Annotated in this window: 11 protein-coding genes; 2 read left to right on the top strand and 9 right to left on the bottom strand. The window is 39.7% G+C overall.

Translation table 11 applies throughout. The annotated features are described in order from the left end of the window. Positions 1-99 precede the first annotated feature (99 nt). The gene (locus FHT21_RS17785) at positions 100-1,002 is read left to right on the top strand and encodes a LysR family transcriptional regulator (RefSeq protein ID WP_167296091.1); all 903 of its coding nucleotides are present in this window, start codon (positions 100-102) and stop codon (positions 1,000-1,002) included. A gap of 46 nt (positions 1,003-1,048) precedes the next feature. On the opposite strand, the gene FHT21_RS17780 is transcribed toward FHT21_RS17785, so the two are convergent. Together FHT21_RS17780 and hutH are read right to left on the bottom strand one after the other, a co-directional pair. Further along, positions 1,049-3,055, bottom strand: coding sequence for a urocanate hydratase (locus FHT21_RS17780; RefSeq protein WP_167296090.1), 2,007 nt, complete (start codon positions 3,053-3,055; stop codon positions 1,049-1,051). Positions 3,056-3,066: 11 nt separating this feature from the next. After that, positions 3,067-4,611, bottom strand: a complete 1,545-nt coding sequence (hutH, locus tag FHT21_RS17775; protein ID WP_167296089.1) for a histidine ammonia-lyase — start codon at positions 4,609-4,611, stop codon at positions 3,067-3,069. 76 nt (positions 4,612-4,687) lie between these two features. Here hutH and FHT21_RS17770 point away from each other — a divergent pair, with 76 nt between their 5' ends. Next, positions 4,688-5,581 (top strand): LysR family transcriptional regulator, encoded by an 894-nt coding sequence (locus FHT21_RS17770; protein ID WP_167296088.1) that lies wholly within the window; start codon positions 4,688-4,690, stop codon positions 5,579-5,581. Between the two features lie 32 nt (positions 5,582-5,613). Here the strand turns inward: FHT21_RS17770 and FHT21_RS17765 are convergent, their stop codons facing one another. From FHT21_RS17765 to tssD, 7 genes are all read right to left on the bottom strand, one after another. Beyond that, complete coding sequence (locus FHT21_RS17765) at positions 5,614-6,507, bottom strand: hypothetical protein (protein WP_167296087.1); 894 nt, start codon at positions 6,505-6,507, stop codon at positions 5,614-5,616. Between the two features lie 15 nt (positions 6,508-6,522). Further along, a complete protein-coding gene (locus tag FHT21_RS17760) occupies positions 6,523-11,154 on the bottom strand; it encodes an RHS repeat-associated core domain-containing protein (protein WP_167296086.1) in 4,632 nt (1,543 codons plus the stop codon). Between the two features lie 11 nt (positions 11,155-11,165). Beyond that, positions 11,166-12,449 (bottom strand): hypothetical protein, encoded by a 1,284-nt coding sequence (locus tag FHT21_RS17755; protein WP_167296085.1) that lies wholly within the window; start codon positions 12,447-12,449, stop codon positions 11,166-11,168. Positions 12,450-12,467: 18 nt separating this feature from the next. Then, on the bottom strand, positions 12,468-14,285 hold the full coding sequence (locus FHT21_RS17750; RefSeq protein ID WP_167296084.1) for a phage baseplate assembly protein V: 1,818 nt from the start codon (positions 14,283-14,285) through the stop codon (positions 12,468-12,470). 23 nt (positions 14,286-14,308) lie between these two features. Beyond that, a complete protein-coding gene (locus FHT21_RS17745) occupies positions 14,309-15,154 on the bottom strand; it encodes a hypothetical protein (protein WP_167296083.1) in 846 nt (281 codons plus the stop codon). Position 15,155: 1 nt separating this feature from the next. Continuing rightward, positions 15,156-15,875 carry a hypothetical protein gene (locus FHT21_RS17740; protein ID WP_167296082.1) on the bottom strand — a complete coding sequence of 240 codons (720 nt, stop codon included), beginning with the start codon at positions 15,873-15,875 and terminating at the stop codon, positions 15,156-15,158. Between the two features lie 84 nt (positions 15,876-15,959). Beyond that, positions 15,960-16,355: a type VI secretion system tube protein TssD gene (gene tssD / locus FHT21_RS17735; RefSeq protein ID WP_167296071.1), complete on the bottom strand. Its 396-nt coding sequence runs from the start codon at positions 16,353-16,355 to the stop codon at positions 15,960-15,962. Positions 16,356-16,362 lie beyond the last annotated feature (7 nt).

The following is a 16,362-nucleotide window of genomic DNA, read 5'->3' as shown; positions in this document are numbered from 1 at the left end:
TTCGTTTTTCTATTTTGATAACACAAAATTACAGCGCCAATACCTATTATTAAAACAAGTTAATTCATAGCTTTGTATCAGAATTATAATACTAAGATTATGGTTAATTTAGAATGGTACAGAAGTTTTAAAGCAATCTATAAAACTGGAACCTTAACTGGTGCTGCAGAAAATCTGTTTATTTCGCAGCCTGGGGTAAGTTTGCATTTAAGTTCTTTAGAAAGTTATGTTGGTTACAAGTTGTTCGAGCGTACAGGCAGGAAGATGATCCCTACCGAAAAAGGAAAAGTATTGTACAATTTTATTGTGGAGCCGCTAACCAAACTCGAGGATGCAGAAAAACACTTTCAAAAAAGTACGGAGAAACATACGCCAACCATTAGCGTAGGCATGTGTTTCGAGACTTTTCAGATTACACTCGAACAATATATTTCAACCTTACCTTTTAATGTAATTATCCGTTTTGGAGAGTACCCTGAAATGCTCGATCAACTAGATAAAGGCATTTTAGATCTGATTATTACCCCGCAAAAAGGTAATTCTCCCAATGTAGAACATGAGGCTTTTTCTTCCGAAACCATCGTTTTAGTAGGTGGAATAGAAACTGATGGGAAAACTTTTGATTCGTTGGTTAAAAAGAACGATTTAGCCGGGATGGAAACATGGTTAAAACAGCAGAAATGGTACGGAACCGCTGGCGATATGGAACACCTTTTACGTTTCTGGCAACTTAACTTTGGCAAACACGCAGATTTCCGTCCAAACTATATTGTACCTAACCTTAACTCGATTGTCCGCTGCTTATCTGGTGGAAAAGGCTTGGCTATTATACCCGATTTTCTTTGCAAAAAAGAAGTTGAAGAAGAAAAAGTAAAGGTAATTTGGGAAGGTACTTCAAAACTGACCAATACCTTATACTTTGGTTGTAGAAAAAATACGCAGTATGCATCAGAAATTCACATCATTAAAAACCTTTTTAAAGAGGTTATGGTTAGTATATAGTTTATATTGAAGAATGACAAAAAAGGCATTTTTCTTTTGTAAAACCTTAATTTATCTCCAATCCATCCAACAAATCATCATCAACCAGATTGGGTAACGTAATCTTCAAGGTATCCGTACGTGCCATTTCGCGTTCGATAGCAAAGCGGGCTTCTTTATTACGTGCCCAGCTTCTTCTGGCAATTCCATTGTTTACATCGTAAAAAAGCATATTTTGCAGTTTTTCGGCTGCCTGTTCGCTTCCATCCAACACCATTCCGAAGCCGCCGTTTATTACTTCTCCCCAACCAACTCCACCGCCGTTATGGATCGAAACCCATGTTGCTCCTCTAAAACTATCGCCAATTACATTGTGGATAGCCATATCTGCAGTAAATCTACTTCCATCATAAATATTGCTGGTTTCCCTAAAAGGAGAATCCGTTCCGCTTACATCGTGGTGATCTCTCCCTAGGATAACTGGGGCTGATAATTGGCCGGCATTAATCGCTTCGTTAAACCTCATCGCAATTTTCGCCCTACCTTCAGCATCTGCATATAAAATCCGGGCTTTTGAGCCTACCACAAGTTTATTTTCTTTTGCTGCACTGATCCAATTGATATTATCCTGCAATTGTTGCTGTATTTCTTCTGGAGCACTAAGCTTAATCTCCTCCATTACCTCTTTTGCCATTTGATCGGTTAAATCGAGATCCTTTTCGTTCCCTGAGGCACAAACCCACCTAAACGGACCAAAACCATAATCGAAACACAATGGCCCTAAAATATCCTCTACATAGGATGGGTATTTAAAATCCACCCCATTTGATGCCATTACATCAGCGCCTGCCCTACTGCACTCTAATAAAAAAGCATTTCCATAATCGAAAAAATAAGTCCCCTTGGCGGTATGTTTGTTAATACTTGTCGCTTGCCTTTTTAATGAATTCTGAACGTATACTTTAAACTGGCCAGGCACATTGGCCATCATTTCATTTGCCTCAACAAAACTTAAACCAACAGGATAATAACCGCCAGCATATGGATTATGCAGTGAAGTTTGATCAGAACCAATGGCAACTTCGATATCTTCCTGATCAAATCGCTCCCAAACATCAACAACATTACCAATGTAAGCCAAGGATACCGTTTCCCTTCCTTTTTGGGCAAGTATCACACGGTTAACCAGTTCATCTAAGTTATCGATCGGCTCATCTACCCAACCTTGTTGATGCCTTTTGGTTGCGGCCTGGGGATTTACCTCTGCGCACACGGTAATACAGCCTACAATATTACCTGCCTTGGTTTGTGCACCGCTCATGCCACCTAAACCCGCAGTAAGGAATATTTTCCCTGCCGTATCTTGCCCATAAAAACCTTTTTTACGGAAAGCATTCATTAAGGTAATGGCTGTGCCATGAACAATGCCCTGAGGCCCTATGTACATGTACGAACCTGCCGTCATCTGTCCGTATTGGGTTACACCTAAAGCGTTAAACTTTTCAAGATCTTCGGGTGAAGAATAATTCGGCACCATCATTCCATTGGATACCACTACCCGAGGTGCAGCAATACTTGATGGAAATAATCCCTGTGGATGCCCACTATAAATATTCAGCGTTTGCTGATCCGTCATCGTGGCGAGGTATTGCATGGTTAAAAGATACTGCGCCCAATTTTGGAATACGCTTCCGTTTCCACCGTAAGTAATAAGCTCTTCGGGATGTTGTGCAATTGCCGGATCTAGATTATTCTGAATCATGAGCATAATTGCCGCTGCATGGATAGTACGGCATGGATATGCAACTATATCTCTCGCATAAATGTCATAATCGGGCATAAAACGGTACATATAAATGTGTCCGTAGTTTTCCAATTCGGCTAAAAATTCTTGTGCAAGCTCTTGGTGCCATGTTTTTGGGAAATAACGCAAAGCATTTTTAATGCTCAGTTTTTTTTCCGCTACTGTTAAAACATCCTTCCTTACTGGTGCGTGGCTTAATGCGGTATTCCTGTTTTTTTTTGCCGGTAATGTTGAAGGAATACCCGCCAATATCTGTGCTTTAAAATCCATATTTTGTAATTTTAAACGCTTAATTTAATGTTTGATTCGGCCTTGCTAGCAACGGCAACAATTTTACCTTGTTGTACCATTTGAATGGCATTTTCCATCTTATCGTACATAATCTGATCTTCCTCGAAATGATCAATTTCAGTACGCACAAAATCATGTACCGCAGTCAGTATTTTGCCTGGTTTTAATGGATGATGATAATCAATAGCCTGTGCAGCACAGAACAGTTCAATCCCCAGGATTTTCTCCACATTTTCGATTACCTGTAGGGCTTTACGTCCACTGATCGAACCCATACTCACATGATCTTCCTGGCCTAAAGAAGTGGGAATACTATCGGCACTGGCCGGGAAACAAAGCCCTTTATTTTCGCTGGCCAAGGCCGCCGAGGTATATTGAACGATCATAAAACCAGAATTTAATCCGGTTTCCTGCATAAGGAGTTTAGGCACGCCTGGCGTATTTCCTTCTAAGGAAAGATAAATCCGGCGGTCGCTGATGTTTCCGATTTCTGAGGCCGCCAAACAGGCATAATCGAGTGGTAGTGCCAATGGCTGACCATGAAAATTACCACCACTGATCGTTAAATCGTCATTAAAAATAACAGGGTTATCGGTTACCGAATTTAGTTCGATTTCTAAAGTTTCTTTTAAATGCATCCACGCTGTTCTGGAGGCGCCATGCACCTGTGGAATACATCTTAACGAATATGGATCCTGTACTTTGGCACAATCGGCATGCGATTTCATAATTTCAGAACCTTGCAACAGTTTACGCACTTGTTCGGCCACCGCTATATTTGCCGGATAAGGCCTAAGCTGGTGAAGCTGCGCATGAAAAGGCTTTTCAGAACCTTGAAGTCCTTCAATCATCATAGCCGAAATAATATCTGCTGAAGCCAGCACGTTTTCTAATCGCTGTACCACTTTAACGGCATGTGCTGCAATAAACTGCGTGCCATTAATTAGCGCCAAGCCTTCTTTTGGACCCAATTGCAGTGGACTCACCTGATATTCTTGTAAGAGCTGTGCTGTGGCAATAATTTTACCTTTGTGGTGAACCTTTCCTAAGCCAATTAAAGGCAAAAAAAGATGAGATAAAGGGGCAAGATCGCCAGAAGCGCCAACAGAACCTTGTTTAGGCACTACTGGTGTAGCACCGATCTCTAAAAACCAGATCATTCGATCGAGTGTTTCTATTTTAATGCCTGAGTATCCCTGAGCTAAAGCCTGTAGTTTTAATACCAACATTAGTTTTGATATTTCACTATCTATAGGCTCACCTACACCAACTGCATGGCTTCTCAGAATATTTTCTTGTAATTTACGGGTATCAACCGCCGAAATCATGGAGGTACACAGTGGTCCGAAGCCCGTATTGATGCCGTAAACGGCTTTACCCGAAATCGCTATCCGCTCAACTACCTTACTACTTTCCAACACTTTATTGCGGGTGCGCTGACTCAATACTCCCTTTATTTGGCCATTGCTAATGGCTAGCGCTAATTTAGCGGTTAAATGATCTGTTCCGTAATTAAAAATCTGTTGCTCACTCATGTCAAAAAGGTTTTAAACAAAAATAAGCCCTATATTTGATACCTATAAATACCAATTACATCATCATGTAATAACCATGAGTTATCAGATAGAGCTTAGGCACTTAAAATATTTTCAGGTTTTGGCCGAGGAACTGAAGTTTAGAAAGGCTGCCGACCGCCTGTTTATTTCGCAACCGGGACTAAGTCGGCAGATTAAACAGATGGAGGAAATTTTTAATGCTCCATTGTTCGACCGTAATAAGAAAAAGGTAACACTTACCGAAGCAGGCGTTTACCTGAAAGAAGAGGTTGATTTTTTGTTCGGACATATTGAAAACATTAAAAAACAGATCAGCAATATTAATGAGGGCAAACAAGGCGAGCTCCGCATTGGTTTTTTAGGTTCGGCGGCACAAAAAATTGTACCTGAAGTTATATTTAAGCTGAACAAAGATTTTCCTGAAATCAGAACCAATCTGGATGAAATGCCTAATAAATTACAAATTGAGTTATTAGAAAAAGATATGCTCGATGTAGGCTTTGTGCGGATTCAGCAGTTTAAACCTGGCATTTCTAAACATATGATGCATCAGGATACCTTTTCGTTGGTATTGCCTAAAAGTCACCCTATGAAAAAGGCAAGTTTTGAAGCAGTAAAAAAGCTCGGTGATGAACCTTTCATTTTTTTCTCGAGCGATGACAGCCCTTTCTATTACGACCTGATGATGAGTATCTGTGAAGATCATGGTTTTAAACCCAAAACCTACCACAAATCAGTTAATGCATTAACCATTTACAAACTGGTAGAAGAAGGTTTGGGCATTGCAATTGTGCCCACCGCCCTGCAATATGGCTATCAGGAAAATGTGAAGTTTGTAGAGCTTACCCATATTCCGCAAAGAACGGAGCTATATATGATCTGGAAAGAATCTAACCGTAACCCCGCATTAAAGAACGTAATTAAATTATTGCTAAAGGATAAGGTTTAGCTTACACTCTTTAGCAATTTTTAACATCATTTCTATTCCTCCAAAATCCGTTTTTCCAGTTTTTGGGTGGTTTCATCCAATGGAACGGGCAGCTTTTGTGCTATAAAAGGCAGAAAATCTTTTAATAGTGGGTGGGTAATAAAATCAATCGGCAGACCCCGTTGTGAACGTAATTGTAGGAGTGCTATAATTTCTATTGGAAAATATTGCCATCTTTCGCGATTGAAAGGCATTGTTAAATCATCCTTACTGTTCTTAATATGAAAATCAGCTAATTCATTAACCCATCTATTAATCGCTTCATTGTCTGTAGAATAAAGGTTTTTATAAGCAAATTCATAAGATTTTTCGGGTGTTTTTAAAAAATGAGTAATCTTTTCAAAATAATCCAAATAACCCGCATCCTTTAGCAATACAGATACTAAATATAATGTGCTTTTAAAACCAAAATCTAAATTTTGAGGATAAATCTCCAATTTTGCTTTATTGGATTCAAGAAAATTCAATAAATGCTTAGCTAAAACTTCGGTTTTATTAGGAAAATAGCCCAATGATAGAAGTGTACTCAATGCCAAATCGGTATGTAAAACACTGTTAACGAATTGATTGTTTTTGTAAGCACAAGTCTGAAGTAATAGATCAGTAAAATACGATTTTAATAATACGACAAAGGCGTCTTCATTATTTTTCTCAATAAAATTTAATATTCCTTCCGGAATTTTAAATCGATATGAATAAGAAGAGAGTACATACAATAAATCATAATCCACTACCTCTTCTTCGTCCCACACAACCATTTTCTTTTGAAAAGTTCTGGCATTTTTATGAAGAAAATCTTCAACAAACTCTTTAATGAATGGTTCTTCATCCTGTGATGACTTGAGTACTTTCTGAAAAAAATTTTTGAATTCTTTTGTGCTATACATAAACTTCTTTTTTTATTAATGGCATGTGCCTTTAGCTTTTTGAGTGCGAGAAACTTCATCCCAGTCTGATACCAACGCGCTTTTTACTTTGAATCTACCTTTCGCTCCCCGGCCAACAAATACATCCACAACTCTTTTATCTCCGATATTATTCAATATACTGTTAGCTTGCTGCCGAGATAATCCAAAATCAGTAATATTATCTTTCTCCAATATGTTTTTGATAAAGAAGTCAGAATTTAATTGCCTGTCAGATAAATTACCTACGTTTCCTGAGATATTGGTTTTTACTTCAAAAATATCAAATTTTCCATCATGGCGCATCCCCACTACATCAATACCATGGCCAGAGGCGTTTTGAACTTGAAATACACGTGAATACTTGTTCGAATTTTGTAATGCCTCTTTCACCCATTTTTCGCCGTAATCACCTAATGCCTGCTGAAAGGTTTTTAAGCCAAATACATCTAATTCATAATTACTATCAAATACATAGCCATAAATGGTAGGATTACCACCCGACAAACCAATTGGATCCTGAGAGATATAATTGCCTTGCTCCGGATCATAATACCGAAACCTATTATAATACAACCCCGTTTCTACATCCTCATACTGCCCTTGATACCTAAATGGCACAAATTCCCTACTGCCGCTAAGTTTACGTATTTTTCCATAAATATCAAGTTCGCAATCCCACACTTTTTTACCTGCATCGTCATAAGCTTGTACAGGTGTTCCCAAATAATCGCTAATAATAGAATAATATTGGTCATTAACGATTTTGGCGCTTGGGGTAAATTTATTCTGATCGTATACCCAGGTAATTAAATCACCTCCAAGCGGTTCTGTTTTATCGTAGCTAAGCAGGCCATCCTCATTAACTACTAAGTTTGGCCGTTCTTTTAAAGGATAATGCCATTCGTGGAGCAGTAAATTGCCATCCCACACATATCGGTAGACCGTATTTTTAACAATTTTGGCTTTCCTTCTGCCTAAGGCATCGTATTCGAAACTGGTGATCTCACCATGTGGATTTTTAACTGCCTTCATCATGCCGTTAGCCATCCAGGCATAAGCCCAGTCGCCTTCTTTCCATTCTGGCAAATCGGGTTCAGAATCTGCTAAGATATCCAATGCGTCAGCTTCGGGAAGATCGGGGTTGGCCATTCCCCAGTTTAATTTTTTACCAAATAAGCCATTATCTTCTGCTTTAGCAGCTTCTTGCTTTTTCAGGCCGATAATATTACGCTTGCTTTTTTGCACGAGGTTGCCTTTTGCATCGTAACGGTAATACCATTGATCATCTTTAAGCAACTTGCCACCTTTATCGTATCGCCTGTCGATCCGGTCGGTGGTTTTATATAAATTTCCTACTTCATCAGGATTTTTATAGATCACCTTACCATCATCGGTATAACTTGCTGATGACAGGCTGCCAAAAGTATCGTACCTGTAATTAATGCTTCCACCAGTAATGCTGTTTAAACAACTGTTGAGTTTATCGTTTGGACCCCAGCCATACTGTTTAAAAGCAGTGATGGAATGACTGGCTTCAACCTTTTGACTAACTGGATGACCTTCGTGATCATAATCGAATGTAGCCCTAATCCCTCCGCTTAAACTACGACTGATTTCCTGTCCGTTTTTATTGCGACCAATATTTACCGTCCATTCGGCTGATCCGCCACTTTGAGCTACAATACCATTCAGATAACCAATGTCGTCATAATCATATTTAATATCGGCTCCTAATGAGCTTTTTAAACTAGTTAGATTGCCAAAAGCATCATATTGATAATTGATCTGGTAACCATCCTGTATTTCCTGGGTAATCATGCCCAGTGGGTTCCGTATAAAATTAACAGAAGAAAGTTCGTTCTCGGCGGCAATAAGCAAACCTAGCTTATTGTATTGAAAGGCCTCGTAAGTACCATCTTCATAGCTGCTATATACCAATCGGCCACTTAGGTCATAATTGTGGTAAATGGCCTTGCCATCGGCCTGTATGGTTTTAATAACCTGTCCATCGTGGTTACGAATATATTGTTGCTCTTGCCCATCAAAGCCGATTTCTGTCACCACATTATCATTCGCATCTCTTAAAAAGATATATTCTTCGCCTTTTTCGTTGGTAATGGCTTTTAAGTTTTCCCAATTGTCATAAGTAAAATGAAGTGTCTGAATACTTTGATGGGATAAATGGCTACTTCTTTTTTGTGTTTTTAGGCTGCCCATTGGGGTATAGGTCATGTGCCATTCATCTCGGCCATCAGTAGCGTAAACCGGAAGATCGTAGGCGTCATATTCGAAACGTAAGGCCTCTTCTCCAAAATCTTTCACTGAGATTACACGCCCCATTTCATCACGTTCCCAAATGGTGGTTTGATCGCCATCTGGACTAAAACGGATCAATCGCCCATAATCATCATAAGTCCAGCGACGGCTATTACCTTCGCCCGAAACTGATTCGATCAGTTGATTTAAACTGTTATAGGTCCAATGAACTTCGTAGCCATCATTATCGCGACAAAACATGGGTAATTTCTGTCCTTCGGTATAATAAAAATCGATTATACGATCGTCTTTTTGAACATGTTTAAGCAATTGGTTCTGCTCGTTGTACAGCCATGTTTCGTTCGATCCAGCAGGATCGCTACGCAGAATCAGGTTATTGTTTTCATCGTATGCGTATTGGTACCGCTCGCCATCTGTGGTATGGTATGTAACAATGTTTCCACGATCGTCGTATTCATAGCCGATAACCTTACCCTCAGGACTGGAAACCATTTTTTCTTCGTTGTAACGATTATGCTCAAACCAGGTTTCGCCGCCCATGCCGTCAACCTTTTTGTAAACCAGATCATTTTCATCATAGTAATAACGTTCTACTTTACCATCGCGATAGTACACCTCGTTATACCCTTCTTCCGGAAAATAACGTAACGATCCACTCATAACGCCATCTCTACCTTCAGTATGGATTACCCGGCCTTCTTCATCATAACGCCAGAAATAAACCATTCCGTTCCGGTTGGTTCTTTTAACCACACGGTTAAACTCATCGTATTCAAAGCTAATGGCTTTACCAGCCTGATCATACACTTTGATCATGTTGCCACGATCGTCGTAATCATAGCTCACCAACAGGTCGCTGGTATTTTTATATTGATAGTAAACCGCTTTAATCGCCGTACCAGCCTCGTTATGCTGCATTTCGAGTACACGGCCTGAGTTTTCTACAATCCGTATTAAAAGCTGTTTTTGATAATAAAATCTGAGGCTGGTACCGTTTGTATACCCGATCTGGTTTATACGATAGATATCTCCATCTGGTCCACCGCTAAAAAGTGTATAAGTATAAATATCCTGACCGATGGTGAGTATCCAGGTATTTTCATCAGGTCTTTCCATCCAAAGTTTCTGGGCACGGTCGTACTGTTTACCTGAATATACCTCAATATAAGGCAGAGGCATCACCATATTTTCGGTTGGGTGGCTAAAACCTACAATTCCAGCTTCAGGATCAGGATAAATATAAAGATCGTAATTATTGTATACCTGATTGCCCAACATGCCCGCATATGACTTATCACTACGCCATACATTATTCCAAGCCAGTGTTTGGCCCCCAGGAAGCTCGAAATCGGTCCATTCGAAAAACATAGCCCCAGTAACAAAATTAACTGGCTCTAAACCCCAATGGCAAAGTTTTTTTGATAATGGGTTTGTTTTACCCAACATCCGCTGGAGAAGTTTATTTACACCCTTTAAGGCCCCTTTTGCTAAAGCTCCTCCTAATTTGGCAAGCCCTCTCATAATACCAATGGCTGCAAAACGCATTAAATATTCTTTCAGCGTATAATTATGTGGTGCAAATGTACCGCCAACCAACACAGGTTTCCCAGTATTAATCTGTACGTACATACTTAATAAATCGCTGTAAAAAGCGAAATAAGCCAATGGGTTTTTCTTCAGTTTTCCTGGTACAGTTGGCAAGGGTTTTAAACCCATTGGTGGACACCAGCAAGTAAGTACCTGCCCCGGATTAGAACCACTCATTTCGGATCCCTGCCCTTTCACTGTTGTAGAGCCCCAATACACTTCTCCTTCATGTGGTGAGCCAGGTATATTTACAATAAAATATACTGGAATAGAACTGATATGTCTAAATGGCAACAAAACACCCATTACGGTAGTGGTAGTGGTAGCTTTATGCCTGCCATGAACATAAATGGAGCCCCCCATGGGGATACTGGCCGCACCAATTAAACCTTGCGCAAATTTTGGAATGGGAATGTTAAAATGCAGGTAATCCATCGGATCGAACACCATACCAATAAAAGGATGGGGTAAGGGCAAGGGAATAAAGCCGAAAGATGGCGGGATGGGAATGGTTGTCCAGTGAAAATCGATTGCCAATACCACATCAAAATGTTTGCTTACATGCTGTACTGCTGTATTGGCCATTGTAGGCTTTTTGGCCTTTACAAGCTTCAAACTACTTTTTGCTGCAGGAGGGTTACTCCCTGTGGCAACACCACCTCCACCACCAACAGCTTTTGGTTCGGCTTTAGTTAAGCTTGCAGACAGGCTGATCGACCTATCGGTAGACATATTCGGTTTACTCGCTTTTACTTTTTTCATCCGTATATTTTTTACGATAAAGGATTAGCGTGATTTTTTGGCACTTCTGCCATCGACTTCCAGTCTTCTCCATAATCCTGCTGCATATCCCTATCTAGTTTTTTACCTTCTGGACTTTCTTCTCCATATTTTTTTAACACGATCGATGCGGTATAAGCCATCGAACTTTGTCGCCGTTTTTCAATCGGCATTTTCCGGGCAATTTCTAAACACCTCAAATAATAACCCATTGCTTTTGCAGAGCCTGTTATTTTACTATCAGAAAGCTGCCCGAGCAATCGGGTACATTCCATTGCTATAAAATCGTTCTCTATAATTTCTGCTATTTTAATTGCCTTTTCAAAATACTTTTTAGCCTCATCTTTACCCGAATGTGCCAGTAAGAAACTACCATAGCTCATGTGGATATGTGCACTCAACAGCGTATTTGCTCCTGCACGGGCCAATGCCATTTCGTATTGTTGACGTGCTTCGTTTTTTTTGTTTTTTACAGCTAAACTCTGTGCGAGCATAATCCTTGCGGCCACTACTGCTTCATGCAGTCCTTGTTTTTGAGCGATAACAATTGCCCGTTCCAGAATTGCATTGGCCTGCTCATGTTTGCCTTTACTTAAATAATTACTGGCAATCAGTATCTGCTGCTGGTAATCGGCTTCAGGATCATTCTTCTCTCGGTTGGTGTGCGCCGCGGCATTCTGCATCAACTGGCTAACGTCAATATTGATCCTGAATTCGGTTCCCTGTTTTAATTTTTTTAAAGTACGATGTATATGGTGCTCGGTATAAACCAGTTTAATATCATGATTATCAAATGCTTTAACACAGCTGCACCACTCGTTAATCCATTCAGATAACCCAGCTACATCATGGATGGAAGTTGGTGCCAGTTGAACATATATCTTCTTTAATTTTAAATCGGGGTAGAGATTGCACAACCGTACTAAAGCCCTAACAGGGAAATAAGCATCGGTTTTATAATTTTTATCTCCTTCACCTGTTTCAACATCCCAAACAACACCAGCCTTTGTATCCTTCTGCCATAAGTCAAAAATCTCTTTCCATTCTTTAACCAAACTTCTACCGTAATCATTTTTGTTCTGGAACTCCTGATAATGGAGCAGAAACATATCATTGGTTCTGCTTTCTTCTGTTAATTGGTATTTAAAATATGATTCGAATAGGTTTACCTCATGCCGCTCTCCAAGGCATAAAAACAGGGTTTCTGATGGATGTTGCCTTACTACTTGTTGCCATTGTTTATCTATTTTAAACAGTTCCAGTTGTATCGGATTCATTGAGCTTTAGGGTCGAAATTAGTTTAGATTAATCTTTCCACTGCTGATATTTGTCTCACTTTCGCCTCCCACATTAATCTTTTTCGAAGCCAGATTGGCCTCCGTTTCGCCACTCATCGAAAGCGTTTTAGTACCAATATCCAAGGTTTGTGATTCTATCCCAATACCAGAAGTTGGTGTTCCATCTTCTGGCCCCACACCTATGCCAATACTGGTTGTAGCAGAATTTCCGATGTTTTCTCCAAGTGTTAAAATATCCTTCCCTTTAATGATGATCTTTCCTGTTTTATCCATAAAAATGCTACTCTCCCCACATGTAATCAGGATCGATTCTTTGGTTTCGAAAACTGCTTTACCAGCCCCATCAAGCTCGATAAAATTGCTGTCCTTATCTTTCATTACCATACCTGCACCGTCGTCCATGGTTAGGGTATGTCCGCTTTTAGAAGTTAAACTTTTGCTATTATTGCTGGCACTGCCACCGCTTCCACTTTTGCCATGAAATACCGAGCCCAATACAATTGGCCTGGCAATATTGCCTTCTTCGAAAGTTAAAGCTACCTGATCGCCGATTTCAGGGATAAACACAAAACCCCTGTTTTTGCTTACTTTATCGCTGCTTCCGGCATCTGGCGTAATTACCCGCAGCCACTCCGTTACATCATTGGTTTTACATTCCCATTTAAATTTCACTTTGATACGCCCCTGCCCCTGCGGATCTGCATTGTCTATTACATCTGCCAGCTGCATATCTGGGCTTGGCTTACTGTAGTTTTTTACCAAAATACGCTCTGTTGTCGCTACCACACCTTCGAAAGTGTTGTAATATTTATCTGTGCCATCAATATCATGATTGATACTGGTAATCAGAAACTTGCCCATACTTTCTGTAGAGAAGGAGAGTTCTTTTCTTACACTCATCGTAATTTCGGCGATACTGCCAATGCTCAAAGCAGCATTGTCTCCGCTTGCATTTACCTTCAATAAATTGCTGATGTGTGCCTTTTCTTCGTTTTGAACATGGTTTTTAATATCATTGCTATTGTCTACCCGGATAAGAGATGGTTGATTGAAGGTTTTGCTATACATCGCGTTAGAAACTTGTATGGCGTGCATCAGATCAGGCGATCCATTGCCCTGCCCACTACTTTCGCTCTGTAGCATCTCATCCTGTTTTGGGTTATAGGCAAAACGTTTATTCTTGATCGGTGCAATTTCCATTGCATATTGTAGATTCTGTACATCGCGACCGTAAATCAGGGCAACTTCTTTCTGGTCATCTGGTTTACCAAAATTAAGTTGTTTACCATCATAGTAAAACCACTCATGGTATTCGCCTGAAAGCCTGTTCAGAAAATCAAAATCACTTTCCCTATATTGGATCAAATAATCAATAGGCTCTTTTCTGGCTGCGTTGGCCACAATTTTAATATCGTTTGAAGGTACATCTGAGGTAGCAAGATTTACAATAGTATTCAAATCCTTATCGAGATAAGAACCTAAATCTGGTCCCCGATCGATCAGAATGGTTGGGCTGTAACCACTCACAATCAACACGCCATGATACCCATGGCTTTGCGCGAGCTCTACTTTGGTTACCAGACCAGCAAAGCCTTGCAAACTACCAGCATCATATCCAAATGATGCGGTTAAGGTTTTACCTACAAAATCGCGACTGTCATTCAGACTGATCATGCCAGGAGCGCCCATCTGATCGTGGTTAAACCGCAGCTCGAAATAATGATGAGCATTAAAAGCCTGTTTTAAACTAAATGAGGCAAAATGGGTAATTGCCTTATTTTCTATGTTAATTTCAGTGATTAATTTCTTTTCCATATCAACTAAATAATAGTTTGTGCCTACTTGAACATTCCATCACGAAAGATTAAAACGTTTCTTTTTCCAGTAAGAACCGAACCGTTTTTTGTTTCATTTACCTCGGGATAACTAATGGTCTTATCTTTGGAATTATAGGTTATGGCCAACTCGGCCAATAGCTTTTCTTTATCCTGATCTTCCTTAAGTTCTGCAGATGCGAATAATTGTGTTTTAACCACTTTGCCTATTTTGAATAATGCTTTATTGATACTAAATTTCGCATGGTCAATCACCAGCGTATGGCTAGCTGTATATGGTTCGGTGCCACTCATTTGTCCGTACCCGATAAAGAGATAGGTTTTTTGGGGAGATGTATTCAACGTGTAAATGTGATCAAAAAAAGGAGTAGGACTGCCGTCGTCATCTTTATCCTCATAAAGATTGTTAAATGAAAGGGCTGTTAATGCATTATTTTCATCCTTATATTGAATAATATTTTGTACATGCCACATAGAGCCTGAATAGGGAGAAAGCCAATAAAATATCCTAAGTCTGCCATCATCTGCAGTGAGCACTTGAATATCGTGTTTTTTTAAGCTGGCGAAGTTGGTTTCAAATGCCCCTGGCTTTTTTAAGGCTTCAATAAATGCTTTTATAAATACCTGCTCAGCCTCTGTACTACCATCATTCCTATAACTTTCTCCTGAATCCATCATATGGGTTGCCAGATTTTCGAGCGTATGTATTTCGGCAGGAACTGAGTCTAATTTTGGATTTGTAACAATAGCCGTGTCTTGGGCGCCTACAAGTTGCTGCTTATCGTGCTTCGCCCCGCAAGAAAACAGCAGAAAAGCCAGAGAAAAAAATAAGATGCCTGATACTTTCATATTACTGCCTCGGTATATTGATTATTCCCCTATTTTCCATTGCCTTTAAAATAACAGCTGTTCCAATCTGTTTATTTACATAATCAAAGCTAAAAACATGATCCCTTGGAAAACCTCCTTTAGTATAGAGGTTAGAGCCACCCCACAGATATGGCGAGTTGATGTTATTACTTTGATAAGCTTTCGCTATACCGTTATATTGCTCTAAACGCAGTAAAACTTTAGGTAATGACCAAACGGTTTCTTTATCCAAACCACGTAACTTCAGGGCATCAACAGCACTTTCCTCAAAAGTAAATGGTGGACCGTGATTAATTTTAGGCCGGTTTGCAGGGTGCTGCCTGGTAAAACCGCTTAATGGGTCGCCATTGTGCAGGTGCTTGGTAAAATTGGAATTGCTTTCCCTATAATGGACACATGCAATAAAATACCATGGTATGCCAGTAGTTTCAGAATAAAGGCCTGCATCTGAAAATAACCTGCTGAAAAAACCATTTTCAATTTTCGGATTCTTTTTGAGAAAACTGTCTTCCGGTTTAGTTAAAAAGCAGGTACTGCGATAAGTATATTCGGTCAAATTAAGTAGTTTATTTCTTACCGCCTGATATCTTGACTTATTGTTTAATATTTTATTGTCAATAATACGGTTGATCTCTGCAGATTTTAACGGAGAAATTATACAATGATTAAACAGGTTAATGTATTCTAAATCGGTAGCCATAGGTAGCTCTTTTAATCACGCCCCAAAACAAAAAATCGTTATTAGCACCAGCCTTGCCGGAAACCAATAACGATTTAGATCGAATTAGGCCTTAGGCCAATCGTTTTCGTGTTCTGCGTTGCCCAGCTTTAGCTTACGGGCCGATACCACGAAACTTAATGTCATAGGTGTATTATCGTTTACAGCAATACCCTCGTTGTATTGAATAATGTAGCCATCTTCGAAAGAAAGCTCTTTCATTTTTGCATCTTCTTCGCCTTTTTTGAAAACGATGTTACCTGAAAGCGGTTTATACTGGTTGTTAACCATCGATTCGATTACAGAAGTATCTTCGGTCGATTCGATTTCGATGTGGATGGTGCCACCATAAACACCTGACGATGGACGGCCTTTTGCGTCAACATCTCTATTTAATGAAAAGCTGCACTGTAGTACATCAAATTCTTTTGATCCTAAGTTTAAACGGGTTTTGAATGCCATTGTAGTA

This window comes from Pedobacter sp. SG908 (assembly GCF_011759615.1).
In the GTDB taxonomy this organism is placed as follows: Bacteria; Bacteroidota; Bacteroidia; order Sphingobacteriales; family Sphingobacteriaceae; genus Pedobacter; species Pedobacter riviphilus.
The sequence above is the reverse complement of the archived record's forward strand: the minus strand, read 5'-3'. Positions and strand labels throughout refer to the sequence as shown.